24 protein-coding genes are annotated in these 26724 nt (G+C 61.3%); 14 read left to right on the plus strand and 10 right to left on the minus strand.

Annotated elements, in window-relative coordinates; all coding sequences use genetic code 11:
• Positions 1 to 147 precede the first annotated feature (147 nt).
• Positions 148 to 927 carry a gamma-glutamyl-gamma-aminobutyrate hydrolase family protein gene (locus VWZ85_RS17650; RefSeq protein ID WP_416589303.1) on the plus strand — a complete coding sequence of 260 codons (780 nt, stop codon included), beginning with the start codon at positions 148 to 150 and terminating at the stop codon, positions 925 to 927.
• Positions 928 to 1014: 87 nt separating this feature from the next.
• On the opposite strand, the gene VWZ85_RS17655 is transcribed toward VWZ85_RS17650, so the two are convergent.
• Together VWZ85_RS17655 and VWZ85_RS17660 are read right to left on the minus strand one after the other, a co-directional pair.
• Positions 1015 to 3255, minus strand: a complete 2241-nt coding sequence (locus tag VWZ85_RS17655; protein ID WP_416589304.1) for a molybdopterin cofactor-binding domain-containing protein — start codon at positions 3253 to 3255, stop codon at positions 1015 to 1017.
• 3 nt (positions 3256 to 3258) lie between these two features.
• Entirely contained in the window at positions 3259 to 3723 is a 465-nt protein-coding gene (locus VWZ85_RS17660; protein ID WP_416536778.1) for a (2Fe-2S)-binding protein, read from the minus strand.
• Between the two features lie 102 nt (positions 3724 to 3825).
• Between VWZ85_RS17660 and VWZ85_RS17665 the strand changes: the two genes are divergently transcribed.
• Positions 3826 to 4407 (plus strand): TetR/AcrR family transcriptional regulator, encoded by a 582-nt coding sequence (locus tag VWZ85_RS17665; RefSeq protein WP_416545380.1) that lies wholly within the window; start codon positions 3826 to 3828, stop codon positions 4405 to 4407.
• 84 nt (positions 4408 to 4491) lie between these two features.
• Here VWZ85_RS17665 and kynA read toward each other — a convergent pair whose 3' ends face one another.
• The 4 genes from kynA to VWZ85_RS17685 form a co-directional block, all read right to left on the minus strand.
• Positions 4492 to 5325: a tryptophan 2,3-dioxygenase gene (gene kynA, locus VWZ85_RS17670; RefSeq protein WP_416589305.1), complete on the minus strand. Its 834-nt coding sequence runs from the start codon at positions 5323 to 5325 to the stop codon at positions 4492 to 4494.
• 152 nt (positions 5326 to 5477) lie between these two features.
• A complete protein-coding gene (kynU, locus tag VWZ85_RS17675; RefSeq protein WP_340545077.1) occupies positions 5478 to 6671 on the minus strand; it encodes a kynureninase in 1194 nt (397 codons plus the stop codon).
• Between the two features lie 99 nt (positions 6672 to 6770).
• Positions 6771 to 7154 (minus strand): MmcQ/YjbR family DNA-binding protein, encoded by a 384-nt coding sequence (locus tag VWZ85_RS17680; protein WP_416536782.1) that lies wholly within the window; start codon positions 7152 to 7154, stop codon positions 6771 to 6773.
• The gene (locus VWZ85_RS17685) at positions 7154 to 7906 is read right to left on the minus strand and encodes an SDR family NAD(P)-dependent oxidoreductase (protein ID WP_416589306.1); all 753 of its coding nucleotides are present in this window, start codon (positions 7904 to 7906) and stop codon (positions 7154 to 7156) included. Before VWZ85_RS17685 ends, VWZ85_RS17680 begins: the two co-directional genes overlap by 1 nt.
• 248 nt (positions 7907 to 8154) lie before the next feature.
• On the opposite strand from VWZ85_RS17685, the gene VWZ85_RS17690 reads away from it, so the two are divergent.
• From VWZ85_RS17690 to VWZ85_RS17725, 8 genes are all read left to right on the plus strand, one after another.
• Complete coding sequence (locus VWZ85_RS17690; RefSeq protein ID WP_416589307.1) at positions 8155 to 9108, plus strand: MBL fold metallo-hydrolase; 954 nt, start codon at positions 8155 to 8157, stop codon at positions 9106 to 9108.
• Positions 9109 to 9407: 299 nt separating this feature from the next.
• On the plus strand, positions 9408 to 9869 hold the full coding sequence (locus VWZ85_RS17695; protein ID WP_416589389.1) for a methyltransferase family protein: 462 nt from the start codon (positions 9408 to 9410) through the stop codon (positions 9867 to 9869).
• 137 nt (positions 9870 to 10006) lie between these two features.
• Complete coding sequence (locus VWZ85_RS17700) at positions 10007 to 11578, plus strand: Re/Si-specific NAD(P)(+) transhydrogenase subunit alpha (RefSeq protein ID WP_340545082.1); 1572 nt, start codon at positions 10007 to 10009, stop codon at positions 11576 to 11578.
• A 13-nt stretch (positions 11579 to 11591) separates the two neighbouring features.
• Positions 11592 to 13025, plus strand: coding sequence for an NAD(P)(+) transhydrogenase (Re/Si-specific) subunit beta (locus VWZ85_RS17705; protein WP_416536784.1), 1434 nt, complete (start codon positions 11592 to 11594; stop codon positions 13023 to 13025).
• Between the two features lie 98 nt (positions 13026 to 13123).
• On the plus strand, positions 13124 to 13498 hold the full coding sequence (locus VWZ85_RS17710; RefSeq protein WP_416536785.1) for a VOC family protein: 375 nt from the start codon (positions 13124 to 13126) through the stop codon (positions 13496 to 13498).
• 70 nt (positions 13499 to 13568) lie between these two features.
• Entirely contained in the window at positions 13569 to 13937 is a 369-nt protein-coding gene (locus VWZ85_RS17715) for a MerR family transcriptional regulator (RefSeq protein WP_416539220.1), read from the plus strand.
• Complete coding sequence (locus tag VWZ85_RS17720; RefSeq protein WP_340545086.1) at positions 13930 to 14301, plus strand: carboxymuconolactone decarboxylase family protein; 372 nt, start codon at positions 13930 to 13932, stop codon at positions 14299 to 14301. The genes VWZ85_RS17715 and VWZ85_RS17720 overlap by 8 nt, the downstream gene beginning before the upstream one ends.
• A 130-nt stretch (positions 14302 to 14431) precedes the next feature.
• Positions 14432 to 15712: a DUF3422 family protein gene (locus tag VWZ85_RS17725; protein WP_340545087.1), complete on the plus strand. Its 1281-nt coding sequence runs from the start codon at positions 14432 to 14434 to the stop codon at positions 15710 to 15712.
• Here VWZ85_RS17725 and VWZ85_RS17730 read toward each other — a convergent pair.
• From VWZ85_RS17730 to VWZ85_RS17745, 4 genes are all read right to left on the minus strand, one after another.
• Entirely contained in the window at positions 15648 to 16721 is a 1074-nt protein-coding gene (locus VWZ85_RS17730) for a YeeE/YedE family protein (protein ID WP_416589308.1), read from the minus strand. The two genes, VWZ85_RS17725 and VWZ85_RS17730, sit on opposite strands and share 65 nt — an antisense overlap.
• A 266-nt stretch (positions 16722 to 16987) precedes the next feature.
• Complete coding sequence (locus VWZ85_RS17735; protein ID WP_416536789.1) at positions 16988 to 17959, minus strand: ABC transporter permease; 972 nt, start codon at positions 17957 to 17959, stop codon at positions 16988 to 16990.
• Positions 17952 to 18959, minus strand: coding sequence for an ABC transporter permease (locus tag VWZ85_RS17740; RefSeq protein ID WP_416536790.1), 1008 nt, complete (start codon positions 18957 to 18959; stop codon positions 17952 to 17954). The genes VWZ85_RS17735 and VWZ85_RS17740 overlap by 8 nt, the downstream gene beginning before the upstream one ends.
• A gap of 153 nt (positions 18960 to 19112) precedes the next feature.
• Complete coding sequence (locus tag VWZ85_RS17745; RefSeq protein WP_416536791.1) at positions 19113 to 20813, minus strand: peptide ABC transporter substrate-binding protein; 1701 nt, start codon at positions 20811 to 20813, stop codon at positions 19113 to 19115.
• Positions 20814 to 21142: 329 nt separating this feature from the next.
• Here VWZ85_RS17745 and VWZ85_RS17750 point away from each other — a divergent pair, with 329 nt between their 5' ends.
• From VWZ85_RS17750 to VWZ85_RS17765, 4 genes are all read left to right on the plus strand, one after another.
• Positions 21143 to 22963 carry an ABC transporter ATP-binding protein gene (locus VWZ85_RS17750; protein ID WP_416589309.1) on the plus strand — a complete coding sequence of 607 codons (1821 nt, stop codon included), beginning with the start codon at positions 21143 to 21145 and terminating at the stop codon, positions 22961 to 22963.
• A gap of 4 nt (positions 22964 to 22967) precedes the next feature.
• Positions 22968 to 24134 (plus strand): acetylornithine deacetylase, encoded by a 1167-nt coding sequence (gene argE / locus VWZ85_RS17755; protein WP_416589310.1) that lies wholly within the window; start codon positions 22968 to 22970, stop codon positions 24132 to 24134.
• A gap of 241 nt (positions 24135 to 24375) precedes the next feature.
• Positions 24376 to 25542: a M20 aminoacylase family protein gene (locus tag VWZ85_RS17760; RefSeq protein WP_416589311.1), complete on the plus strand. Its 1167-nt coding sequence runs from the start codon at positions 24376 to 24378 to the stop codon at positions 25540 to 25542.
• Between the two features lie 10 nt (positions 25543 to 25552).
• The gene (locus tag VWZ85_RS17765) at positions 25553 to 26716 is read left to right on the plus strand and encodes a M20 aminoacylase family protein (protein ID WP_340545095.1); all 1164 of its coding nucleotides are present in this window, start codon (positions 25553 to 25555) and stop codon (positions 26714 to 26716) included.
• Positions 26717 to 26724 lie beyond the last annotated feature (8 nt).

Here is a 26724-nt window from a genome sequence, read left to right on the forward strand (position 1 = left end):
GGAGATACAGCTTTTTACAGCAAAGCGGCAGGTTGCGCCCCATAGGGGAATTGCAACCCGCCGCGGCAGGGCTGTAGGATTGCGGTGATCCGGAGATGCTGTCCGAGGATGGACAGAAGGGCCGGCGCCCAAACCGCTGAGGACAGAATGACACGCCCCAAAGTCGGCATTATTGGCAATTCCTATCTCATCAATGATGAATACCCCGCCCATGCCGGGGGGACGATGAACTCCGAGGCGGTGGCCGAGGTTGCAGGCTGTATGCCGCTGCTGATTCCGTCGGATCCCCGGTTTCTGACGGTGGAGGAGCTGCTGGAGAGCTTTGATGGCTTTCTATTGACCGGCGGGCGGCCGAATGTGCACCCGCATGAATACGGCGAGGCCGAGACGGATGCCCATGGCGCCTTCGACCGGGCGCGTGATGCCATCACCCTGCCGCTGGTGCGCGCCTGCGTCGAGCGGGGGCAGCCATTTCTTGGCATCTGTCGTGGCTTTCAGGAGGTGAATGTGGCCATGGGTGGCACGCTTTACCCGGAAATCCGCGATCTGCCGGGACGGATGAACCACCGGATGCCCCCCGACGGGACACTGGAAGAGAAATTCGCCATGCGCCACATCGTTGAGCTGTGTGAAGGCGGCGTTTTCCATCGTCTGTTCGGTGCGGCGGAGGTGATGACCAATTCGCTGCATGGGCAGGGGATCAAGGTGCCGGGCAAGCGGATCGTGATCGACGGAACCGCCCCTGACAGCACGCCCGAGGCGATCTATGTGAAAGACGCTCCCGGTTTTACCCTTGCGGTGCAATGGCATCCAGAGTGGGACGCCGCGAATGACCCGGTGTCGCGGCCTTTGTTCACCGCCTTTGGTGACGCGGTGCGCGCCTGGGCGGAGGGTGCGGGCAGGCCAACCCAACGGAAATCGGCCTGAGACACGACATCGGCCTGAGGCATCCGGTCTTTGACTACCCGTAGACACCTCGATCGGCACCGCCTTTAGGGCGGTGCCGTTGGTCTTTCAGACCAGCAGATCAAACTCATGTATCAGCGGCAGCTGACGGGCGCGTTTGCCGGTCAGATCGAAGATCGCATTGGCCAGCGCCGGGGCCGCCGGGGGCGTGCCGGGTTCCCCGGCGCCGCCCATGCGGGGCTGGTTTTCCAGCAGCGCGACCTGCACCTCGGGCATTGTGTGCATGCGCAGGGCGTCATAGTCGGGGAAATTCTGCTGCTGGACCGCGCCACCGTCAAAGGTGATCTCGCCAAAGCAGGCCGCAGACAGACCGTAGACCATGCCGCCAAACATCTGCGCGCGGGTGTTCTGCGGGTCGATGACACGGCCCAGATCTGCGGCGATCCAGGCTTTGGTCATGCGAATCTGCCCGTCCTGATCGGCGACCTCGATGACCTGCGCGACCGGCGTGCCGAAACTATAGGCAAGCGCCACACCCCGGCCGATGCCATCGGCTGTATTGCCGGTCCAGCCGGACATGTCGCGCACGGTTTCCAGCACCCTGGCAGCAGGCTCCCACTCGGCGCGGGCCAGCTCCAGCCGGAATTCCAGCGGATCGCGCCCGGCGGCATGGGCCATTTCGTCGATGATACAATCGGAGAAGAAGCCGTTGAAGGAGGCCCCCACCGAGCGCCAGAAGCCGACGGGAATCATCGGTTTGGCCAGATAGCCTTCGACGCGGAAATTGGGGATGGCGAGCGGCTGGTTGAAGGCGGTATCCACATGCCCCTTGTCCGGGCCGGACATTGGCAGGCCGAGCATCCGGCCAGCGCCTTCGACGGTGGTCGATTGCGCGGCGATTTTGCCGTGGACCATCACCGCCTTGCCGTCCTTTACCGCGGCGCGGTAGCGGGCGATGGCGCCTGGGCGATAGAAGTCATGAGTCATGTCTTCCTCGCGGCTCCATGTCAGCTGCACCGGGGTGTCGGGCATCTGCAATGCGATCTGAACGGCGCGGTCGGTATAATCGGTTTCAATCCGCCGCCCAAATCCGCCGCCGAGGTAGGTTGTATTGACCTCAACCGCCTCGGCATCGAGCCCGGCAAGCGCTGCGGCGTTTTTCTGCACCACGGTCGGCCCCTGATTGGGCGCCCAGATTTGCAGCACATCCCCGGTGTAAAGCGCGGTCGCGTTCATCGGCTCCATCGTGGCATGGGCCAGATAGGGCAGGCGATATTCCGCTTCGATCACGGTTGCCCCGTCCGGCAGCTCGTCCACATCGCCGTCATCGCGCAGGGTCGAGTTGGGGGCAGTGTCAAAACTGCGGGCGATCTCGTCAAAAATCGCGCCGGTTGTCTCGGGGTAGGGGGCTGCCTCCCACGTTACGTCAATGGCATCCACGGCCTGCTGCGCGAGCCAGGTGTTGCTGGCAACCACCGCGACAGCATCGCCAAGATCCAGTACCTTTTCCACACCGGCCATGCCTTCGGCTGCGCTGGCGTCAAAGGCGGTCTTGCCCACGCCGAAATGCGGGCTTTGTTTGATGGCGGCGAATTTCATGCCCGGCAGGCGGACGTCGACGCCGAATTCTGCGGTGCCGGTGGATTTGGCAACCATGTCGATGCGGGGCACATCCTTGCCGATCAGGCGCCAGCTCGACGCCGGGCGCAGATCCGCCTTGATAGGGTCAAGGGCGGCGGCTGAAACGGCAAGGCTGCCATAGGGCAGGCGGGTGCCATCCGGCGCGATGACATGACCATCTTCGGTGGCGAGCTGATCGCGTCCGACTGCCAGCTGCTCCGCAGCGGCCTGTTTCAGGGTCTCGCGGGCGCTGGCGCCCGCATGGCGCATCCGCTCAAAGCCGTCGCGCATGGAAGAGGAGCCGCCGGTGACCTGAAGATCAAGGAACTTGGCCATGTGACCGACGATTTCGCCCAGTGAATGCTGCAGAGTCGAGCTGTCATAGCCCCGTCCGGGCAGCGCCTCTGACATCATGGCGCTGTTGTAATAGGCCTTGGCGGCGGGGCCGTGCAGGACCGTGACCTTGGCCGGATCCACGTCCAGCTCTTCGGCGATCAGACTGGCCCAGGCGGATTTGACACCCTGTCCCATCTCCGCCCGGGGCGCAATCAGAGTGACGCCGGATTGATCCACAAACACAAAAGGGTTGAGCACCGCGCGACCATCCTTCTGGTCGAGCGGGTTGGGAGCGGGCTGGTGGTACTTATAGGTGCCAAAGGCGACGCCACCTACGATGGCAGCAGAGCCGATGAGAAAGCTGCGGCGGGCGATTTTCCTGATGCTGGCCATGGCTCAGACCTCCTTCATCATTTTGGCGGCGTCATGGATGGCGGCGCGGATTCGGGGGTAGGTGCCACAGCGGCAGAGGTTGCCCTGCATCGCCTCGTCGATATCGGCATCCGAGGGGGCGGGGTTTTCCGCCAGCAGGCTCGCGGCCTGCATGATCTGGCCGGACTGGCAGTAGCCACATTGCGCGACCTGATTGGCGACCCAGGCTTTTTGCACGGCGGCCATGGCGTCGGGTGTGCCGATCCCCTCGATGGTGGTGACCTCACCCCAGACATCGGACAGCGCCACCTGGCAGGAGCGCACGGCCTCGCCGTCAATATGCACGGTGCAGGCGCCACAGGCCGCGACGCCACAGCCGAATTTGGTGCCGGTCAGGCCGACTTCATCGCGCAGCACCCAAAGAAGCGGCACGTCGTCAGGCAGGTCAATCTGATGGGATTTCCCGTTGATGCGAAGGCTGGTGGACATTGGGTGTCCTTTCTGTGCTGGCTGCGTGACTTTGTGACAAAATGATGCATATGTGTCAGTGTGTCAATTGACAAATTTGGTATCGAATGTCAGAACTGCGCTATGGACATGCAGCAGATCGACCCCAAACAGCGCAACATTCTGGAATCCGCCTGGGAAGCCTTTGCGACCTATGGGTTTCGCAAGACTTCAATGGATGACATTGCCAAGCGGGCGGGGATGTCTCGCCCTGCGGTCTATCTGCATTTCAAGAACAAGGAAGCCATCCTGAAGGCGTTGATTGATGCCTATTACGCCGAGACAGCGCGAGCGGTTCACGCAGCGCTGACCGCAGACGGGGATCTTCAGTCGAAGGTTCTGAACGCATTCGACGCGCAGGGCGGCCCGGCTATAGAGGCTATGCTGAGCACGCCCCACGGGATGGAAACGCTGGAAGCCAGCATGAACGCCGCCGGCGATCACATTGAGGCCGGCGAATGCCTGATGCGCGGGGTTTATGCGGATTGGCTAAAGGATATGGCGGCTGCGGGACTGGTGCGGTTGGCCGGCACGCCGCAGGATGTGGCGCGCAGCTTTTGCAGTGCCATGAAGGGCGTCAAACATACCTCGGCAGATTATGCCGCCTACCGCTCGGGCGTTCGCCAACTGGCGCTGTTGTTTGCGGCCGCGCTGTCGCCGCGCTGACTGGAGCAGGTTGACTGAGGGCAGGTCCAAATGGGGCAGCTTGGGGGGCGGGCAGGGCTGGCCTGCCGCCGATCCCGTCTGGCGTCAGAGCGTGGTGCGCAGGTGCCAGAGCTCGGGGAACAGCTCCACCTCCAGCATCCGTTTCAGATAGCTGACGCCACCGGTGCCGCCGGTGCCGCGTTTGAAGCCGATGACCCGTTCCACCGTGGTGACATGGTTGAAACGCCAGCGGCGGAAATAATCCTCAAAATCCACCAGCTTCTCGGCCAGCTCGTAGAGATCCCAATGCGCTTCGGTATTGCGGTAGACCTCGGTCCAGGCCGCCTCAACCGCCGGATTGGGGCTATAGGTTTCGGAGAGGTCACGGTTCAGCACCTCTTCGGGCAGCTCAAACCGCTTGGACAGGGCGCGCAGGGCAACATCATAGAGCGAGGGCTGGCGCAGTTCTTCTTCCAGAAGCGCCAGAATGTCGGGGCGGTGGGCGTGCGGGCGCAGCATCGCCTTGTTGCGGTTGCCGAGCATGAATTCGATCTGGCGATACTGATGCGACTGAAAGCCGGAACTCTGCCCCAGTTCATTGCGAAAGGCAGAATAATCCGAGGGTGTCATGGTGCGCAGCACATCCCAGGCCGAGTTCAGCTGTTCGAAGATCCGCGCAACGCGGGCCAGCATCTTGAACGCCTCATGCGGTTTTTCCGCCAGCAGGCGCGCGCGCGCGGCGGTCAGCTCGTGAATGGCGAGGCGCATCCAAAGCTCTGAGGTCTGATGCTGGATGATGAACAGCATCTCGTCATGGGTGTTGGTCCAGGTCCTCTGCGCGGTCAGCAGCGTGTCGAGCGAAAGGTAGTCGCCATAGGACATGCGCCCGTCAAACGACATCTGCGCGCCTTCCTTGGCGGGATCATAGGGGGTGGACATGGAAAGGCTCCTTGGTGTTCCAGTAGTGTATCAGATTGCGGGAACGGGGGCCTTTCTTGCGTTGAGCGTACCGCATTGGGCCAGTCGTCGCCACAGGGCGATCCAGCCCGCTGGCCGGCACAGTGGCAGGCGATATGCGGGCAGGCTCGCCATCAGGTGACTGCGTTGCGGGTTTTGTATTCCGGGCGATCCCAGAGCGCGTTGGTCATCACGTCCTCGATGATATCAACAGCGGCCCTGACGTCGCCTTCGTCAATGTAGAGCGGGGTGAAGCCGAAGCGCATGATATCCGGCGCGCGGAAGTCTCCCACCACCCCACGGGCGATGAGCGCCTGCATGGCGGCATAACCTTCATGGAAGCGGAAGGACACCTGGCTGCCACGGGCGTTGCCGTCGCGCGGCGACGCAAGAGTGAGATCGGGGCAGCGGGATTCCACCTCGGCAATGAACAGATCGCAAAGTTCGATGGATCTGGCGCGCACATCGGCCATATCGGCCATGTCCCAGATATCCATCGAGGCCTCGAGTGCGGCCAGCTGTAACACCGGCGGCGTGCCGACGCGCATCCGTTCGATCCCGCTGCCGGGTTTGTAATTCAGGTCGAATTCAAACGGCGCGGCGTGACCCAGCCAGCCGGAGAGCGCCGGGCGGACCGTGTCGGCATGGCGCGGCGCCACATAGATGAACGCTGGACCACCGGGGCCGCTATTGAGGTATTTATAGGTACATCCTACGGCGAAATCGGCCTTGCAGCCTGCCAGATCGACCGGCAGCGCACCTGCGGAATGGGCCAGATCCCAGACCGTCACGACACCGGCGGCATGGGCCTGTTCGGTCAGCGCCTTCATATCGTGCTTGCGACCGCTGCGGTAATCGACTTCGGTCAGCATCAGCACGGCAATGTCGTCGGTGATATGGGCGCTGACCTCTTCCGGTGCGACCACGCGAAGCGAATAGTCTGGGCCAAGCGATTTCACCAGACCTTCGACCATATAGAGATCGGAAGGGAAGTTGCCGCTGTCGGACAGGACCACCTTGCGCGATGGGTTCAGCTCCAGTGCCGAGGCGACGGCCTGATAGACCTTGATCGACAGGGTGTCACCCATCACCACATGGCCGGGTTCTGCGCCGATCAGCCGGGCAATCCGGTCGCCGATGGCGGTTGGTTTCTGCATCCACCCGGCCCTGTTCCAGCCGGTGATCAGCATCTCACCCCATTCGTCCTCGATCGTGCTGCGCACCCGTTCGGCGGTTGCACGCGGCATCGGACCCAGAGAATTGCCATCGAGGTAGATCATCCCTTCGGGCAGGGAAAACATAGCCTTGGTTGCGGCGAAATCGGTCATCTGAACCTCGTGATCATGGGCGGCCTGACGGACGGAGTGGTTTATTTTAGGCTTAAAGCTTCTCGAGTGCTACCGCATCGGATCTGTCCTGTCCAGAGATTAGCGGCTGGTGGGATCCTGCTGCGGTTCCGGAATGCCCAGTTCAGTTCGTTTTCGTTTCGACAGACCGGCGGTCACCAGACTGTACGACAGGCTGATCTGCTCTTTCAGCTCGGCATCGGTCAGGCCGGGATCTTTGAAATGTTGCAGCCACTTCATCCCGCGCGAGGCCAGATAGGGCGCCGGGCGGACGCCCGGTCGCTCCTGCAAAACCTCAAAGGCGATCTCGCCCGTCTTGAAGGTAAAGGCGTCCTTGCCCTCGGCCCAGCCGCAGATGGCAAAGACCTTGCCTCCTGCCTTCCACACGTCGGCATCGCCCCATTGGATGACATGCGATGTAGCGGGGAAGCTGGCGCAGAAGGCGTTGAACTCCTCGCGGGTCATCAGGTCTGCCCACCTGCGATTTCGATGGTTTGCCCGTTGATAGACTGAGAGCCGGGACCACAGAGCCACAGCAGCGCGGCGGCAACCTCATCCGGTTGGATCAGCCGCTTGTGCCGGTTCGCAGAGACCATGATCTTCAGCGCCTGTTCTTCGCTCACTCCGGCGCGCTGAGAGATCGAGGTGACGTTGCGGTCGATGATCGGCGTATCGACATAGCCCGGGCAGAGCGCGTTGAAGGTATAGGGCGTGCCCAGATAATCCTCGCTCAGCGATCGGGTCAGGCCGATCAGCCCGTGTTTGCTGGCCGAATAGCAGGGCGCGCCCTGCAGCCCGCGCAGGCCTGCGATGGAGGATACGGTGATGACACGGCCCCAGTCGGTCTGGCGCATGGATTTCATACATTCGCGGATCGTCAGAAAAGCGCCGTCGAGGTTGGTTGCCATCATGTTGCGCCAGAAGTCCATCGACATCTTGTGCAGGGCCTTGCCCTCGGCGATGCCTGCATTGGGGACGCAGATCTGCACCGGACCGCGAGCTGCGGTGGCGGCGTCAATTTTTGCGATCACGTCCTGTTCGTCGCGCACATCCATGGCGAGCGGATGCAGCCCATCGGTTGCGACCTCCTCCAGTACCTCCTGCCGACGGCCGGTGATCGTCACCGTAGCCCCCTCGGCGGCCAGCGCCTTGGCCATCGCCAGACCAATGCCGGTGCCACCGCCGGTGATCAATGCGTGTTTTCCCTTGAGTGTCATGGTGTTGCTCCGCTGTTGTTCGTAACTGTTGGGGCCATGCGGGTGATCCCCACATGCAACCCGGATCTTGATATGAGCCTAACCGCCGCAGGGAGGCTGGCAAGATCTCCGTTCCGTCACTTTATCAACCGGCGCGGGCACAACGCTTGTGGCGGCGGGTCTCGGAGAAACGGTTTACAGAAATATTCCAATGTGTGAATGTCACGGCATGTGGCGACGAACCGCCACCAAGGCTGACGGAGGATCCCATGAAAGCTCTTGTCTGTGGCGTGGCAACCGCGCTGATGTTGCCTCTATGCGGGCTGGCCAGCGAAGATATCGCGGATCAATACCCGCAGTCCGAGTTGTACTCAAAGCCCGTGGAGGTGATCCCGCATGTGTTTTCGGCTATTGGAGCCACCGCGCCGCCAACCTATGAAAATGCCGGCCATAACAATAACCTGAGCTTCGTTGTGACCGAGGCGGGTGTTGTGGTGATCAATGCGGGGGCGTCTGATGCGCTGGCTGCCGCGCTCCATGCCGAGATCAAGGCGGTGACCGATCAGCCGGTGGTTCTGGTGATCAATGAAAACGGGCAGGGCCATGCGATGCTGGGCAACGGCTATTGGCGCGATCGGGGCGTTGACGTTCTGGCGCATGTAGATGCCACGGCCGAGGTGACGCAGAACGGTCATTTTGTCCTTCAGGGGATGCAAGGCTACAATAAGGACAGGGCCGGGGACACGCGGGTGGAGCCTGCGAACCTGAGTTTTGAAGATCGTTACGATCTGTCGCTTGGCGGGATCGACTTTCAGGTCCTGCATCTTGGTCCGGCCCATGATCCGGGTGACACGCAGGTCTGGATTCCGCAGTGGGGGATGCTGATCGCAGGCGATATTGCCTTTCACGAGCGGATGTTGCCGATTTTTGAACATACCTGCACCAGCTGCTGGATCGAGACCTGGCAGGACAAGCTGGAACCGCTGGCGCCGACCTATGTGATCCCCGGCCATGGTCATCCGACCAACCTGGATCAGGTCCGGCGCTACACGCTGGAGTATCTGCTCGATCTGCGCAGCAAGATTGGCGCCCATATCGAGGAGGGCGGCGATCTGGCCTCGGCCTATTACGTGGATCAGGCCCGCTGGCAGCAGCTCGATACTTTTGAGGAACTGGCGACCAAGAATGCCGGGCGTGTCTATGAGGAGATGGAGTGGGAATAGCGCGCCCGCCCGGTGATCTGTGCCCATCGTGATCCTTGCGACAAGGACTGTGAGCGGTAGCAGAACTCAGCATCCCGATCAGTTGCGGCAGGCATGCAAAAGTATACGTGGTCATTCGCAACAATATATGCAGGATCATGCCGCAAACGGAACGGATTCGCCGTTTCACGACCATTTTGGGCAATCTGTCCTTATCCTTCGGAAGTCATCTCCGAAGGCTGGACGTTCTGGCCACATGAGGGAAAACTGCCGCTGATGCGCATCAAGACCGACAAGGATCACCCGGAGTGCCGTCTGCAATGAAATGGATTGACGTGCCTCCTGTGTGGTTGCTGGGGTTTGCAGTGCTGGCATGGTGTCAGGCACGTTTCATACCTATGGGGCTCGAATTGTCGCATGGCGTGATCGGCGCCGTCGTCGGGCTGGTCAGCGGCCTCTTGATCGGAGCGGGAGTCATTCTGATGCTGCTCGCGGTGATGGAAATGCGGCGTCATAGGACGACGCTGCATCCACACGGGCAGCCAAGCCAGCTGGTTCAATCGGGTATTTTCAAACGCAGCCGCAATCCAATCTACCTAGGTGATTGCCTGCTGCTGCTCGGACTGATCCTGCGGTTTGACGCGGTGCTGTCGCTGATACTGCTGCCGGTCTTTGTCTGGGTGTTGGAACGCCGTTTCATCCTGCCCGAGGAAAACCGGTTGCGGCGGCAGTTCAGGGCGCAGTGGGGGCGCTACGAAAAAGACACAGGACGATGGCTGTGACGGATTTGCGGCACCGCAGCAAAGTGTTGCGGCGACGCAGCGAAACTGTTGCGCAAAAATATTGCGCAATGTAGTCAAAATATTTGCGATCCGTGCTCAGTCAGTCTGATGCGGACACAATGAGGGGGACCGACAAGGTGAAAATAGGCACACCAAAAGAAGTGTTTGACGGCGAGGCGCGGGTTGCGATGACCCCGGACTCCGCGGTTCAACTGCAAAAGCTGGGGTACGACTGCGCGATTGAAAGCGGTGCCGGGGCAGCGGCAGGTTTTTCTGACGCCACCTACGAGGCTGTCGGCGTCGAGATCATCAAGACACCGGCCGCATTGTGGAAAGCCTGCGATATCGTTGCCAAGGTGCGTCAGCCCACCGAAGCGGAGCTGAAGCGGATGACAGCGGGCAAGACGCTGATCTCCTTCTTCAATCCCGGCGGCAATAGCGAAGGTCTGGAACTCGCCAAATCCAAGGGCGCCAATGTGATCGCCATGGAAATGGTACCACGTATCAGCCGTGCCCAGAAAATGGACGCGCTGTCGTCGATGGCCAATATCGCAGGTTACCGCGCCGTCATTGAGGCCGGGAATAACTTTGGCCGGTTCTTCACCGGTCAGATCACAGCTGCGGGCAAGGTTCCTCCGGCCAAGGTTCTGGTGGTTGGTGCAGGGGTTGCAGGCCTTGCGGCGATTGGCGCCTCTACCAGCCTGGGTGCGGTGACCTACGCCTTTGACGTGCGCCCCGAAGTGGCGGAGCAGGTCGAAAGCATGGGGGCCGAATTCGTCTATCTGGATTTCGAGGAAGACCAGCAGGATGGCGCGGCAACCGGCGGCTATGCTGCGGTCTCCAGCCCGGAGTTCCGTGAAGCGCAGCTCGCGAAGTTCCGCGAACTGGCTCCCGATGTCGATATCGTCATCACCACCGCGCTGATCCCCAACCGCGAGGCTCCCAAGCTGTGGCTTGAGGATATGGTCGCCGCGATGAAGCCGGGTTCGGTGATCGTTGACCTTGCAGCCGAAAAGGGCGGCAACGTCGAAGGCACGGTGATGGACGAGAAAGTGGTAACCGAGAATGGCGTGACCATCATCGGCTATACCGATTTCCCGAGCCGGATGGCCGCGCAGGCCTCGACGCTTTATGCCACCAACATCCGCCATATGATGACTGACCTGACGCCCGAGAAGGACGGTCAGATCAATCACAACATGGAAGACGACGTAATCCGCGGCGCCACGGTGACCTTTGAGAAGGAAATCACCTTCCCGCCGCCACCGCCCAAGGTGCAGGCCATCGCGGCCCAGCCGAAGAAAGAGGTGAAGGAACTGACGCCCGAAGAGAAGCGGGCGCAGGAGGTCGAAGCCTTCAAGCAGCAGACCAAGAACCAGGTCACCCTGCTGGCTGTCGGCGGTGCCTTGGTGCTGTTTGTGGGGCTGTTTGCCCCCGCGAGCTTCATGCAGCATTTCATCGTGTTTGCACTGGCCTGTTTCGTGGGCTTCCAGGTGATCTGGGGCGTTGCCCATTCGCTGCATACGCCGCTGATGGCTGTCACCAATGCGATTTCCTCGATCATCATCCTCGGCGCGTTGATGCAGATCGGATCCGGGTCGTTCCTGGTGATCTTCCTTGCGGCGCTGTCGGTGTTCATGGCCGGGATCAATATCTTCGGCGGGTTCCTCGTCACGCGGCGCATGCTTGCCATGTTCCAGAAATCTTAAGGAGGCCGGGAGTATGGACTTTGGCTTTACAACTGCCGCCTATGTGGTTGCGGCTGTTCTCTTCATCTTGTCGCTGGGCGGCCTGAGCGGTCAGGAAAGTGCGAAACGCGCGGTCTGGTACGGCATTGCGGGTATGGCGCTGGCGGTTCTGGCAACCCTGATTGGTCCCGGTGCCGGTCTTTGGCTGTTGTCGATCGTCCTGATCGCCGCAGGCGGTATCATCGGCTACTACGTCGCCAAACGCGTGCAGATGACCGAAATGCCGCAGCTGGTGGCGGCGATGCACTCGCTGGTGGGTCTGGCTGCGGTGTTCGTGGGCTTTATCGCCCATATCGAGCTGGGCCGCGTTCTGGCGATGGATGACACTGCGAAAAAGGCGCTCGAAGGCTTTGGTGCGCTTCTGGCCAAGAAAGACGGTGTCGAGATCGCGATCCTGCGGGTGGAACTCTTCCTCGGTGTCTTCATCGGTGCCGTGACCTTCACCGGGTCGGTGATTGCCTATGGCAAGCTGGCAGGCAAAGTGTCCTCGGCGGCGACCAAGCTGCCCGGCGGCCATATGCTGAACGCCGGTGCTGCGGGTCTCTCGCTGATCTGTCTGATCTGGTATTTTAACACTGGCGGTTTCTTCCCGCTGTTCCTGATGACCCTGGCAGCGCTGTTCATCGGCTACCACCTGATCATGGGCATCGGCGGCGCGGATATGCCCGTGGTTGTCTCTATGCTGAACAGCTACTCCGGCTGGGCCGCGGCGGCGATTGGCTTCTCGCTGGGCAACGATCTGTTGATCGTGGTTGGCGCGCTTGTGGGCTCCTCCGGTGCGATCCTCAGCTACATCATGTGTAAGGCGATGAACCGGTCCTTCATCTCGGTGATCCTGGGCGGCTTTGGCGGCACGGCTGGTCCGGCGATGGAAATCGACGGCGAGCAGATCGCGATTGATGCCGATGGTGTGGCCGCAGCCCTAGATGAGGCCGACAGTGTCGTCATCATCCCCGGCTACGGTATGGCAGTGGCGCAGGCCCAGCAGAATGTGGCTGAGCTGACCCGCCGTCTGCGCGCCAAGGGCAAGAACGTCCGCTTTGCGATCCATCCGGTTGCCGGTCGTTTGCCCGGCCATATGAACGTGCTCCTCGCCGAGGCGAAAGTGCCCTATGACATCGTGCTGGAAATGGATGAGATCAACGACGATTTCCCGGACACGGATGTGGCCATCGTCATCGGCTCCAACGACATTGTGAACCCGGCGGCACAGGAAGACCCGAACTCGCCCATCGCCGGTATGCCGGTGCTGGAATGCTGGAAGGCGAAACAGGTGTTCGTCTCCAAGCGCGGGCAGGGTACAGGCTACTCAGGCATCGAGAACCCGCTGTTCTTCAAGGAGAATACCCGCATGTTCTATGGCGATGCCAAGGCCAGCCTGGATAAACTGCTGACCATGATCAGCTGATTGTTCGGCGTATCGCTGCACATACCGAAAGAGCGCTCCTGCAGGGGCGCTCTTTTTTCGTGATCCTGTGGTATCATTCGCCAGCCGAGGAGGATGATATGGAAAAGGCCCAAGGCATAGGTGGCGTGTTTTTCCGCGCCAAAGACCCCGAAGCGCTGAGCCGCTGGTACAATGACCATCTGGGGATTGACCCCGTCGGCGGAACCCCCTGGATGCAGGGCGGCGGCTATACCGTCTTTGCTCCATTTGCCGAGGATACCGATTATTTCGGAGATACCAGCAAACAGTGGATGATCAATTTCCGGGTGACGGATCTGGCCGCGATGATCGCCCAGCTGACTGCCGCCGGTATCGCTGTTGAGACCCGGCCGGAGTGGGACGGCGAGATTGGCTATTTCGCGCGGTTGCATGACCCGGAGGGCAATCCGATAGAACTCTGGCAGCCGATTGGACGCGCCGCAGATACCGCTTGAGCTGGAGTGTACTCCAACCGCTAGGGTGTCCCGACTCACCCACGAGGGGTGGGCAGCAAGAGAGATGTGCATGAAGATTTCAGAGGTGGCGATGGCCACGGGGCTGAGCGTGGATACCCTGCGCTTTTACGAGAAGATCGGGTTGATTGATCCGCCGGCGCGGGATGCCGCCGGGCGGCGGGTCTATGATCGCGAAATCCTGGGCTGGATCCGCTTTCTGGGGCAGCTGAACGCCACCGGAATGAAACAGGCGGATCGGGTCCGCTATGCCCGGTTGCGGGCGCGGGGGCGCGAAACCCTGGCCGAACGCCGCGCAATGCTGGAGGCCCATCGCGAGGTGATCCGCCAGCAGCTGGAGCAGCTTCATGACACGCTTGCCCTGATGGATCGCAAGGTTGCGATCTACCACGAGCTGGAGAAGGAAAGCGCAGATGTCTGACGCAGTGACCAAGGGCCGTAATCTGTTGGCCGAATTGAACCCGGAGTTGGAGAATATCCTGGCAGAGCGCTATGACGCCCATCTGCCCGGAATGTCGGAGAGCCTGGTGGAATGGGCCTATGGGCGCCACTACGCACGCGCGGGGCTGGACCTGCGGACACGGCAGCTCTGTACGGTTGCAGCGTTGACTGCGCTTGGCGGTCAGACCGCGCCGCAGCTCAAGGTGAATATCGCCAACACCCTCGCCGCAGGGGCAAGTGAAGCCGAGATTCTGGAGGTCATCTGGCAGATGGCGGTCTATGGCGGCATGCCTGCGGCCATCAATGGTTTGAATGCGGCGATTGAGGTGTTCGAGGCGGCATAATGTCGGCAAGAGCTGAGGGCTGCCCCATAATTGTATACGGTTGTATCCAGTTAAGGCATTGAAAAACCTAATTCTTTACAGGTTGCTCCACCTCGGCTAACCTGTGGTCTGCTGCTCAGGGAGACCATAGATGCCGCCGATCCAAGACCACCCGCTGCGCTACCAGCTGGCCAATGAGCTGCACGCCCGCCCGTTCCCGACGATGAGCAACCCCTCGACGGTGATCTACCTGGCGATCAAGCAGCCGCAGGAGGCCGTGCATCGGGACCGCAGCCGGGACCTTGCGCATCTGGTCGATCTCTTGGACCGTCACGGTGTCGCCCACCCGACGCCGGGGGCGACCCATCATTCGGTGCAGCTGGGCCGCCATACGCTCAAATGGGAACAGCATACTGAATTTGTGTCCTACACCCTGTATTTCGACGGTATCAGCGCCCGCCCGTATGATCCTGCGGATTTTGATGTCTTCCCGTCGGACTGGCTGGCGGAGGCTCCGGGTCAGCGCATCACTTCGATCATGCTGCGGGTCTTGCCGCGTGGCGAAACCTCTGACGTTCGGGCGGCTCTGACCGATTGGTTTGTGCCGGAAAGCCTCGCCGTGGCCCGAGTGCTGGACGACAGCTGCGTGGTGGCGGGGGATTTCCGCATTGATCCGGCTGGGCATATGCGGTTTGCGGTTTTCCCGAACCGGGAAACCGGCGCCCAGCGGATCGGCCGGGTGGTGCAGCGCCTTTGCGAGATTGAGACCTATCGGGCGATGTCGATGCTTGGGTTTTCGCGGGCGCGCGGGCTGAGTCCGACGATTGGCGCGCTCGACACCCATCTGAGCGAGATGATGGCCGAGATGACCGGGGATCGCATGCCGGCGGAACAGACCCTTGCGCAGCTGCTCACGGTCTCGGCTGAGCTGGAGGCGATGGCGGCGCAGGCGGCGTTCCGCTTTGGTGCGACGGGGGCCTATGATGCGCTGGTCAACCAACGGATCGCCCTGCTGCGCGAGACCCGTTTTGAAGGGTATCAGACCTTTGCCGAGTTCATGCTGCGCCGATTTGAACCGGCGATGCGCACGGTGAAGTCAACCGAAGGGCGGCTCGCTACGCTGGCAGACCGGGCGCGTCGCGCCGGGGAGCTGCTGCGAACCCGTGTCGATGTGGAACGCAGTGCCCAGAACCAGGCCCTGCTGGAAAGCATGGACCGCCGCGCCGATATGGCGCTGCGGCTGCAACATACGGTGGAAGGGCTGTCAGTGGTGGCGATCAGCTATTACGCTGTGTCGCTGGCGTCTTATGCGCTCTATCCCCTCGCGGCGGTGCTGGACCTCAGCAAGGGGATGATGACGGCAGCACTTACTCTGCCGGTTGTGCTGCTGGTCTGGCTCGCGGTGCGGCAGATCCGGAAGCGGCTGCATTGAGCAGGGCGTCTGCCGCCAAACCGCCTGCGCCAATCGACAGCAGTGCCAGAACAGCTGCTAGGCTGAGGGTTGGGATACCGGCGAGACCGGCCCCGACTGTGCAGCCGCCAGCCAGTACACCGCCAATCCCCATCAGCACCGCGCCAGTGAGGTAGCGGCCGGTCTGCCGCGGGCTTTCAAAGCTCTGCCACTGGAAGCGACCGCTCAGCAGGGCGGCGACCAGCGCGCCAATCAGCACGCCGCCCACCAGCCCGGTCCCGAAGCCCGCAGGCACGGCGCTGGACGCCAGCGTGTAGAATAGTGTTTCCGCCGAAGGCGCGGTGAACGAGAGGCTCTCCATGGCGATCGGGTCAAATTCATCATACAGCACATAGCCGGTGCCGACCCAGGCCAGCGGCACCAGCGCGCCGATGGCGGCCCCCCCGGCCAGCATCAGAGGATGATTGCCCGAGCGCAGAGCGATGACAAGAGCGGCCGCAACGATCAGCCCGGCGCCCGTCAGCGCGCCGCCGGGCAGTGCGGTGAGAGAGGCGAAATCCCCAATCGGCACCGTGACGCCGCCGATCCAGCTGCGCAGCGGTGCCAGCACGCCTTTGAGCGTGGCGTGGGCGACAATTGCAAAGGTCACGATCACAACCAGCGCCCGCAGGTTGCCGCTGCCGGTCAGAACCATCAGGCGCGAGACGCAGCCACGGGTCAGCACCATGCCGGCCCCGAACATAAGGCCGCCCACTACCACCGCAGCAATCGGCAGATCCGCGACCATCAGGCGGTGCTCGGCAAAGCTGATCCAGCCCTGCGCCACGGCGGCCTGCGTGCCCAGAACAGCAACGGCCAGCGCCATTGTCCAGACGCCTGCGGCCTGACGGCGATCCGCGCCGACAACAGCGCGGCGGAAACAGAAGCGGGTCAATTGCGCCAACCCGCCGAACAGGACACCGACAGAGAGTGCAAACAGTACCGAAACCGCCCGCGCGGTGGTGTCTTCAAAGCCAAGTGTCTCGAACATATGCGGCCTCCATTGCTGCGAGCGGATTCGTCGCGTTTGGAATATTTTCCCGAAATGGCCGGTTTTTGTGATCTGAGCAACCCTATGGCACCAAGCTGGCGCGGCATCCGGCAGAATGATGTTCTCTGCTAGGTGCCCTTCGCAGGCTATGTGTCCCAGCTCTGCCGCTGCGGGCAAAAACAAACCGGCCACCTGGGAGAAGTGGCCGGTTGATATGTTTTTATTTGAATGTGTTGAGCTGTTCTGCCCTCACATCTCTGGTATGGTCAGCGCCCGCGGATCCGTGGATCCAAAGCGTCGCGCAGACCGTCGCCGAGGTAGTTCACGCTCAGCACGGTGAGAGAGATCGCCATACCGGGCCAGAACACCCGCTCCGGGTATTGCTGTAGATAGTCCGTCGCATCGTAGAGCAGACGCCCCCATGTCGGGAAATCAGGCGGGAAGCCCAGGCCGAGGAAGGATAGGGCGGATTCGGTGATGATCGCGGTTGCAATCCCCAGCGTGGCCGAAACCATGATCGGTGACAGCACGTTGGGCAGGATGTGCCGCGAAATCAGCTTGCTGTTGGTGGTGCCGATGGAGCGGGCCGCAAGAACGAATTCCCGTTCCTTGATCGCCAGCACATCGCCACGCACGATCCGCGCGGTGGGCATCCAGCTGGTGATGCCGATCGAGGCCACGATCAGGATAAAGATCCCCTGTTCCGGGCCGAAGGCGGCGTTCAGCGGCTCGCGGAACAACAGCATCATCACCAGCAGAAGCGGCAACAGCGGCAGCGCCAGGAACAGATCGGTCAGGCGCATCAGCGGTCCGTCGAGACGTTTGAAGAACCCTGCGAGAACGCCAACCAATGAGCCGAGGAACAGCGCCAGCAGCATCGCGGTCAGGCCAACGGAGACCGAGGTCGCGCCGCCTGCCATCATCCGGGCCAGCATGTCACGCCCCAGCTGATCCGTGCCAAAAGGATGCGCCCAGCTTGGGCTCTGATTGCGGGCACGGATATCAATGCGGGTGGCATCAATGTCCCAGAAAAACGGGCCGAGATAGACGGCCAGTACGATCAGCAGGAACAATGCCCCGCCAAGCATGGCGCCCTTGTGTGACTTGAACTGATCCCACACATCCAGCCACTGGCTGCGGGGTGGTTGGTCCAGTTCTTCGATCACGCCCGCCGCAGGCAGCGCGGTCGAGGCGGGCACAATCCCTTCGTCGGGCACCAGACGGTCCTTATCAGTCATAGCGGATCCTCGGGTCTAGAATGCCATAGAGCACGTCGGCAATCAGGTTGAACAGCACGATCAGCACGGCAAAGATGAAGGTTAGCGTCTGCACCATCGGCAGGTCGTTGGCCTCGATCGCGCCGATCAGCAGCTGGCCGATGCCGTTCACCTTGAACACCTGTTCGGTGATGATGGCGCCACCGAAGATCGACGGAATCCCCAGCGCGATCACGGTCACGACCGGGATCATCGAGTTGCGCAGAACATGGACCATGACGACCACATATTCGCTGAGGCCCTTGGCGCGGGCGGTGCGGACGTAATCCTGATTGAGGTTGTCCAGCATCGAGGCCCGCATGAACCGGCTCAGCTGTGCGGTGATTTGCAGCGCCAGCACCATGACCGGCATGATCATCTGTTGCAGCTGCTTAACAAAAGACTCCCAACTGTTCACGACATGAGTGGTGTCGTAGATCGATGGGAACCAGCCCAGCTGGACCGAGAAGATCACAATCACCAGTACGCCGGAGAAGAAGGGCGGCACCGAGAAACCCACCATCGACACAAATGTGCCGACCTGATCGAACCAGCTATACTGGCGATAGGCCGAATAGATGCCGATGGGCAGGGCGATGGCGATGGCGACCAGATAGGCGGTGCCCACGACCCACAGGGTCTGGGGAATACGCTGCACGACGATATCCATCACCGGCGAGCGGGTCTGCCAGGAGATCACCCGCAGGTCACCTGCGGAGAAGCTGGTGCCAAAATAATAATCGATCAGAACCTGAGGTTCGATCCAGAAGAACTGCACGATCCATTTCCAGAATCGGATATGCGCGGGTTGGCCAAGGCCAAGCGCTTCGCGCATCTTTTCTTTGACTTCGGGGGGGACGGTCAGAGGGACCTGAGCCATCGGGTCACCGGGCGCAAGTTCAAGCAGCAGGAAGATCACCAGGCTGATGAACAGAAGCGTCGGTACCGACAGGACAAGGCGTCTGATTGTAAAGGTCAGCATCCAGTAGGCGCCTTTGCAATTGGAAGAATGGGGTGGAACTGGGCGGTCTTTTGCCTGAGATCCATTTCTGGCCGACGCAATGACGTCATTCGGACGTGAATGGCAAGAGGCCCCAGCGCGTTAACCGGGGCCTCTGCAGGCGTTTGACGCTGCTTACTCGGTGCGGTGCCAGTCAGCGGCGTTCCACAGTTCGCTGTCCCAGACGTTCAGATCCACACCGCCAAGGGTGTTGGAGCGCGCGGAGAGGCGACCACGGTGCACCAGCGGAATCATGCCACCTTTTTCGACAATGATGTCGTTCAGGCGCTTGGCGATTTCCGCGCGGGCTTCCAGACCTGCGGTCTGCGCCAGCTCTGCGTGCAGCTTGTCGAACTCTTCGTCACAGAAGCGGGAGATGTTCTCGCCCTGCCACTGGGTCTCGGGACGCGGTGCCTTGTCGCACAGACCGTTGCCCAGGTAGGACTGCGGATCGGTGCCATTGAAGGTGTTGGCGTACATTTCGACGTCAGCATAGAACTTCTGGAAGGTGTCGGGGGAACCCGGATCACCACCGAAGAAGACGGACGCGTTGATGTTGCGCAGCTCGGTTTCGATGCCGATTTCGCTCCACCACTGTTTGATCAGCGCCTGGAAGTCCTGACGCACAGCGTTGGTCGAGGTCTGATACAGGATCTTCATCGGCTTGCCATCGGGGGTTTCCCGTACGCCGTCGCCATTGGTGTCCTTGTAGCCTGCTTCGTCCAGCATGGCGTTTGCGCCTGCGATGTCCTGAGTGTCACAGGTCATCGAGTCGGAGTTGAAGGCCGCAGGTGCCGGCACCCAGTTACAGGTGACCTTACCAGCCTTGCCATAGCCGATTTCCACCAGCAGCGGGCGGTCGATGGCCATCGACATGGCTTTGTAGACCGCAGGATCGCTGAGGAACGGATGCGGGCGGATCACCGAACGCTCATCCGGGCCAAGTGCCGGATCGGGGTTGGTGTTGTTCAGCATGATGCGTTCGACCAGCGGGCCGAAGCCAGCAACTGGCACGCCTTTGCCGCCGGCTTCCATCTGGGCGACCACTTCGGGCGCCAGCTGAAGGTTCCAGGCGTAGTCGAATTCACCGGTTTCCATCACCGCACGGCCCGCAGCAGTTGCGTCGCCGCCCCCTTTGAACAGGAGCTTGGCAAAGGCCGGCTTGGCCGGGTCGCGGTAGTTGTTGTTGGCCGACATGGTGATCACGTCGTTGGGCTTGAACTCATCCACGACAAACGGGCCGGTGCCGATCGGGGCAAAGTTCGCTTCGGTACACTCAGGTGCCTTGGCGCCCAGGCATTCGGCAAATTGTGCCGCCTGAATGATCGGGCTTTCGCCGCCGACAAACGGGCCATAGGGGAAGGGGGTCGGCTTGTCGAAGGTGACCTTGACGGTCAGATCGTCAACGGCTTCGACATTGGTGACACCTTCGAATTTCGTCACCTGTGCGCAGCCGCCCTCGGGGTGCATACAGTATTCGGCGGTGAATTTCACGTCATTCGCGGTGAAGGGCGTGCCGTCGGACCACAGGATGCCGGGTTTGATTTTCCAGGTGATCGAGGTGAGGTCTTCGCTCACGCCGCCATTGTCGACGGTGGGAATGTCCTCAACCAGGTAGGGAACCATCTCACCTTGCGGGTCGTAGCGGGCCAACGGCTCGATCACGAGGGAGGCGGATTCCACATCCTTGGTGCCACCCGAAAGGAAGGGGTTCAGGATCGAGGGCGCTTGCCAATAAATAATGTTAACCTGGCCGTCGGATCCCCGTTCGGCAAAGGCTGCGGGAGCAAGCGCGGCTGACGCAATTGCACCCAGCAAAAGGGTCTTGATTTTCATAATTCACTCCTTGTCGGACACGTATGTGCCTTCTTTATGACCGGGGCTTTGGCGCCCCGGAGATTTGCCACATCACTGCGGTCTGTGCGTTTGAGCACGCGCTATCTGCCGGGCGTTGGCTGCGATCACGTTACCGCGATCATGGCTTGCAACCGGAGGCAGGCGTGGCTGCACTGAAGGTATCGAATACAGACTCCTGCCAAATTGCAAGACTTCCGTCGGAGAAAAAATCGCGCAGGGTTAGGAGGTGGGTTTGACGGGGTCAACGCAGGTGCGTACACATTTCTGTTAACGCCATCGAAAAAGAAGAACACGAAGGGGACGTCACGGTGCTGGATCAACCAATCGCGCAAATTAAGGGACTCCGGGTGGAGTTTCAGACAAAGGACGGTCCGGTTGTGGGGGTGAAGGATGTCTCCTTTGACATCAATCCCGGCGAAACCGTTTGCATCGTTGGCGAATCCGGGTCCGGCAAATCGGTGTCCTCGCTGTCGCTGATGCGGCTGGTTGAGTTCGGCGGCGGCGACATTACCTCGGGGCAGCTGCTGTTTGACCGTCGCGACGGCGAGGAGGTCGACCTCGGCAAGACCGATCAGGCGCTGATGAAACAGATTCGCGGCAATGAGATCGGAATGATCTTTCAGGAGCCGATGACCGCGCTCAACCCGGTGTTCACCGTTGGCCGTCAGCTGACCGAAGGGTTGCGGATCCACAAGAACCTCAACAAGAAACAGGCCGAGGCCCGTGCGCTGGAACTGCTGCGTGAGGTGCGGATCCCCGAGCCGGAGCGCCGCCTGAAACAATATCCACACGAACTGTCCGGCGGTATGCGCCAGCGGGTCGTGATTGCGATGGCCATGGCCTGCGAACCGCGCCTGCTGATCGCGGATGAGCCGACAACCGCGCTTGATGTGACCATCCAGGCCGAGATCCTGGCGCTGATGGACCGGCTGAAGCGCGAGACCGGCACTGCGGTGATGTTCATCACCCACGACATGGCCGTCGTGGCGCAGATGGCGGATCGCGTTGTTGTCATGTATCGCGGCAACAAGGTCGAGGAAGGCACCGTCACCGAAATCTTCGAGAACCCGCAGCACGACTATACAAAGGCGCTGCTGGCCGCCGTTCCCAAACTGGGCGAGATGCGCGGCAAGGACTACCCGGAGCCGATGAAGCTGATGGGTGTGAAACAGCAGGAGATCAAGCCGATCAAGGGCAGCGACGAGGTGCTGCTGGAGGTGCGCAACCTGGTGACCCGCTTCCCGGTAAAAGGCGGCGTTCTGCGCCGCACTATAGCCAATGTTCACGCGGTGGAGGATGTCTCCTTCAAGGTGTTCAAAGGGCAGACGCTGTCGCTGGTCGGGGAATCCGGCTGCGGCAAGTCCACTGCCGGACGGTCGATCCTGCGGCTGGTGGAGCCGCTGTCCGGGTCGGTGGAATTTGAAGGGCGCGATATTCTGGGTCTGAACCCGCGGGAGCTGCACAAGGCGCGCCTTGATATGCAGATGATTTTTCAGGATCCCTTTGCCTCGCTCAATCCGCAGATGCAGCTGCTGGATCAGGTGGCGGAGCCGATGCGCAACTATGGGCTTGCCTCCGGCTCCGAATTGCAGGACCGCGTCGCCAATCTGTTCGACAGGGTGCATCTGCCGCGCAGCTTCATGCGCCGGTATCCGCACGAAATGTCCGGCGGTCAGCGGCAGCGCATTGCCATCGCCCGCGCGCTTGCGCTCAACCCGAAACTGATCGTCGCGGATGAGGCCGTTTCGGCGCTGGATGTGTCGGTGCAGGCGCAGGTGCTTAACCTGATGATGGAACTGCAATCAGAATTGGGCCTGTCCTTCTTGTTCATCAGTCACGATATGGCGGTGGTCGAACGGGTCAGCCATCAGGTCGGTGTGATGTACCTTGGCCGTATCGTGGAACTGGGACCGCGGGCGCGGGTCTTTGAGAACCCGCAGCACGCCTATACGCAGGCCTTGATGAAGGCGGTGCCGATTGCCGATCCAAATCAGCGCAAATCGGAGAAGGATCTGAATTTCAAACCGATCCCATCGCCGATCCATGATCTGAACTACGAGCCGGAGCCATCGCAATATATCGAGGTGGAACCGGGGCATTTCGTTCTGACGACTGACAGCGGCTACTAAGGGTATGGCAGATCAGCTCAGCCCGCTGGAGATCATGACCAAGCTGATCTCCTTTCCCACTGTCAGCAGCGAAACCAACCTGCCGCTGGTGGATTGGGTTGAGGGCTATCTGGCAAGCCACGGCATCACCGCGCATCGCTGGGTCGATCCCGAGCAGCCGCATAAAGCGGCGGTTTTTGCCCATGTTGGTCCCGAGGTCGAGGGGGCTGTTGTGCTCTCGGGGCACACGGATGTGGTGCCGATCGAAGGCCAGCCCTGGGACAGCGATCCCTTCACCGTGGTCGAGAGGGATGGCAAGTATTACGGGCGCGGCACCTGCGATATGAAAGGCTTTGACGCGCTGGCGATCTGGGCGCTGGTGGCCGCCCATTATAGCGGCGTCGCGCGGCCCTTGCAGCTGGCGCTCAGCTTTGACGAAGAAGTCGGCTGCACCGGCGCGCCGCCCATGATTGTTGCGATGCAGGAGGTCCTGCCAAAAGGATCCTGTGTCATCGTTGGTGAGCCTTCGGTGATGCGACCGGTGACCGGCCACAAGGGCGGGATCGGCTACAGCACCCATCTGGTGGGTTTTGAGGTGCACAGCTCGCTCATGCACACCGGTGTCAGCGCCATCATGCAGGGCGCCCGGCTGATCGACTGGGCCAATGCCCGCAATGCCGAGAATATGGCCAAGGCGCCGGATGAGGTTGCAGCGCTGTTCACGCCTCCCTTTACCACCTGTCATGTCGGGATGATCAACGGCGGAACCGCGCATAATATCACCGCAAAAGACTGTCGCTTCGTGATGGATTTCCGCGTGGTGCCGGGCGAATCTGCCGCCGACTGGGAGGCCGCCTATCTGGCCAGGGTGGGTGAGGTTGAGGCGGAGATGCAGGCGATCCATCCCGACACCCGCATCGACGTCAGCAAGAAATTTAACGTTCCGGGGCTGGTCCCCGAGGTCGAGGGCGAGGCAGAGACGCTGGTGCGCTCGCTCACCGGGGATAATGGCACCCATGTGGTGAGCTATGGCACCGAGGCCGGACAGTTTCAGGAGGCGGGCTATTCCGCCGTGATCTGTGGCCCGGGTGACATTGCCCAGGCCCATCAGCCCAATGAATATATCGAGGTGTCGCAGTTCGACGCTGGCCACCACTTCGTGCAGCAGCTGGTCGACCGGCTGGCATCCTGAGCCCAGAACAACGGCGCGTCGGCGGCAGCTGTTTGGGCTGATCGCGGCCTAAGGAGATCTACTTGCACGTCGATACTTGATAAGGCAACTTTTCTGGCAGAGAGTGGCCGCAGACCCCGGAGGTTAGCGCTGTCGCCGGTCTGCACTGCCTGACTGAACGCGCATCGCCGAGGTGCAGGCTCAGTGCGCATCAGCCAGCGTTGCGATTGGGGAACGACGGATCAAGTGTAGGGAGACACCCATGCCGATCAAGAATCGCCTGTCCGAAATGCACGCCGAAATCACCGGCTGGCGACGTCACCTGCATCAGATGCCCGAGCTGCTCTATGAGGTGCATAAGACAGCGGCCTTCGTCGAGGAAAAGCTACGCAGCTTTGGCATCACAGACATCACTACCGGGATTGGCCAGACCGGGGTTGTCGCTGTGATCGAGGGCAAGGCGAACACCTCTGGCCGGGTCATTGGCCTGCGCGCGGATATGGACGCGCTTCCCATCACCGAGGCGACCGGGCTGGACTATGCGTCGCAGACACCGGGGCTGATGCACGCCTGTGGCCATGATGGTCATACCTCTATCCTGCTCGGCACCGCCAAATACTTGGCCGAGACCCGCAATTTCGACGGCAAGGTTGTGCTGATCTTCCAGCCCGCCGAAGAAGGCGGCGCCGGGGGCAAGGCGATGTGTGACGATGGCATGATGGATCGCTGGAACATTCAGGAAGTCTATGGCCTGCACAATGCTCCGGGGATTCCTGTGGGCGAATTTGCCATCCGGTCCGGGCCTCTGCTTGCCTCCTCCGATGAGTTCGAGATCAGGGTGACTGGGGTCGGCGGCCATGCAGCAACCCCGCATGAGGCAATTGATACCACGCTGGTCGCGGCACAGATCGTGGTCTCGCTCCAGTCTATCGTGGCGCGCAATATCGACCCGCTGAAACGTGTGGTGTTGACCGTTGGCACATTTGAGACAGACAGTACCGCCTCTAATGTCATTGCCCATACCGCGCGTCTGCAGGGGACGGTGCGGACGCTGGAAACGGAGTGCCGCGGTCAGGCCGAGACCCGCGTGCGGCGCATTGCGGAGGATATCGCCTCTGCCTATGGTGCCCATGCCGAGGTGATCTGGACGCCAGGCTATCCGGTCACCGTAAATACCGAGGCTGAGACCGGATACGCGGTTGAGGCCGCGCGCGCTGTTGCGGCCAAGGTCAGCGATGACACCGACCCGATCATGCCCTCCGAAGATTTCGCCTATATGCTGGAAGAACGTCCGGGCGCCTATATCTTCCTCGGCAATGGCGACACCGCCATGTGCCACCACCCGGCCTATGATTTCGACGATGAGGCAATTCCGCTGGGGTGTAGCTGGTTTGCCGAACTGGTCGAACGACGTCTGCCCGCAGCCTGAGGATTATCCGATGCCCGTGAAGAACCGCTTTGCCGAAATGCACGCTGAAATCACCGCCTGGCGTCGGGATATCCACCAGCACCCCGAAATTCTGTATGAGACGCACCGCACCAGCGCGCTGGTTGCCGAGAAACTGCGGGCCTTTGGCTGCGACGAGGTGGTGACCGGTATTGGCAGGACCGGGGTTGTCGGGGTGATCCGGGGGCGCAGCGACACGCAGGGCCGCGTGATCGGCCTGCGGGCCGATATGGATGCACTTCCTATGGCGGAGGATACCGGCCTGCCACATGCGTCGAAGATCGACGGGGCAATGCACGCCTGCGGCCATGACGGTCATACTGCGATGTTGCTCGGGGCTGCGAAATATCTGGCGGAGACGCGCAATTTCGATGGTGCGGCGGTGGTGATCTTTCAGCCCGCAGAAGAGGGCGGTAACGGTGCGGAGGCCATGTGCAAGGATGGGCTGATGGACCGTTTCGGCATCGACGAGGTCTATGCCATCCACAATTCGCCGGGGCTGGAGCTGGGCCAATTCGCGCTGCGGCCCGGCCCTATTCTGGCATCGGTCGACGAGTTTATCATCCGTCTTCAGGGGCGCGGCGGCCATGCTGCCAAACCGCAGGAAACCGTCGATACCACGGTGATGATGTGTCAGCTGATCACCGCCCTGCAATCCATCGTGTCGCGGAACGTCGATCCGGTGATGCAGGCAGTTCTATCGGTCACCTCGGCAGAAACGTCATCGAAGGCCTATAACGTCATTCCCGACCGGGCCGAGGTAAAGGGCACCATTCGCACCCATTCTCCGGACGTTCGGGCGCAAATCCCGGAACGGCTGCGCGCGGTGACTGCCGGTATCGCGCAGAGCTTTGGCGGTTCGGCGGAGGTGGAGTTCGTGAACGGCGTGCCGGTGACCATCAATGACGCTGCCGCAACCGAATATGCCCATGCGGCTGCGGTGGCTGTGGCCGGTCGTTGCGCGGAGGTGCCCCTGGCGATGGGGGGCGAGGACTTCTCCTTTATGCTGGAGGAACGCCCCGGTGCGATGATCCGCGTCGGCAATGGTCCCTCTGCTGGGCTGCATCACCCGGCCTATGATTTCAACGATGACGCAATTCCCAGCGGATGCAGCTGGTTTGTCACCCTGATTGAGCAGCGCCTGCCGCTGCCCTGACGGGCAGG

Origin of the sequence: Phaeobacter sp. JH20_29 (assembly GCF_048056175.1) — a bacterium.
GTDB lineage: Bacteria > Pseudomonadota > Alphaproteobacteria > Rhodobacterales > Rhodobacteraceae > Phaeobacter > Phaeobacter bryozoorum.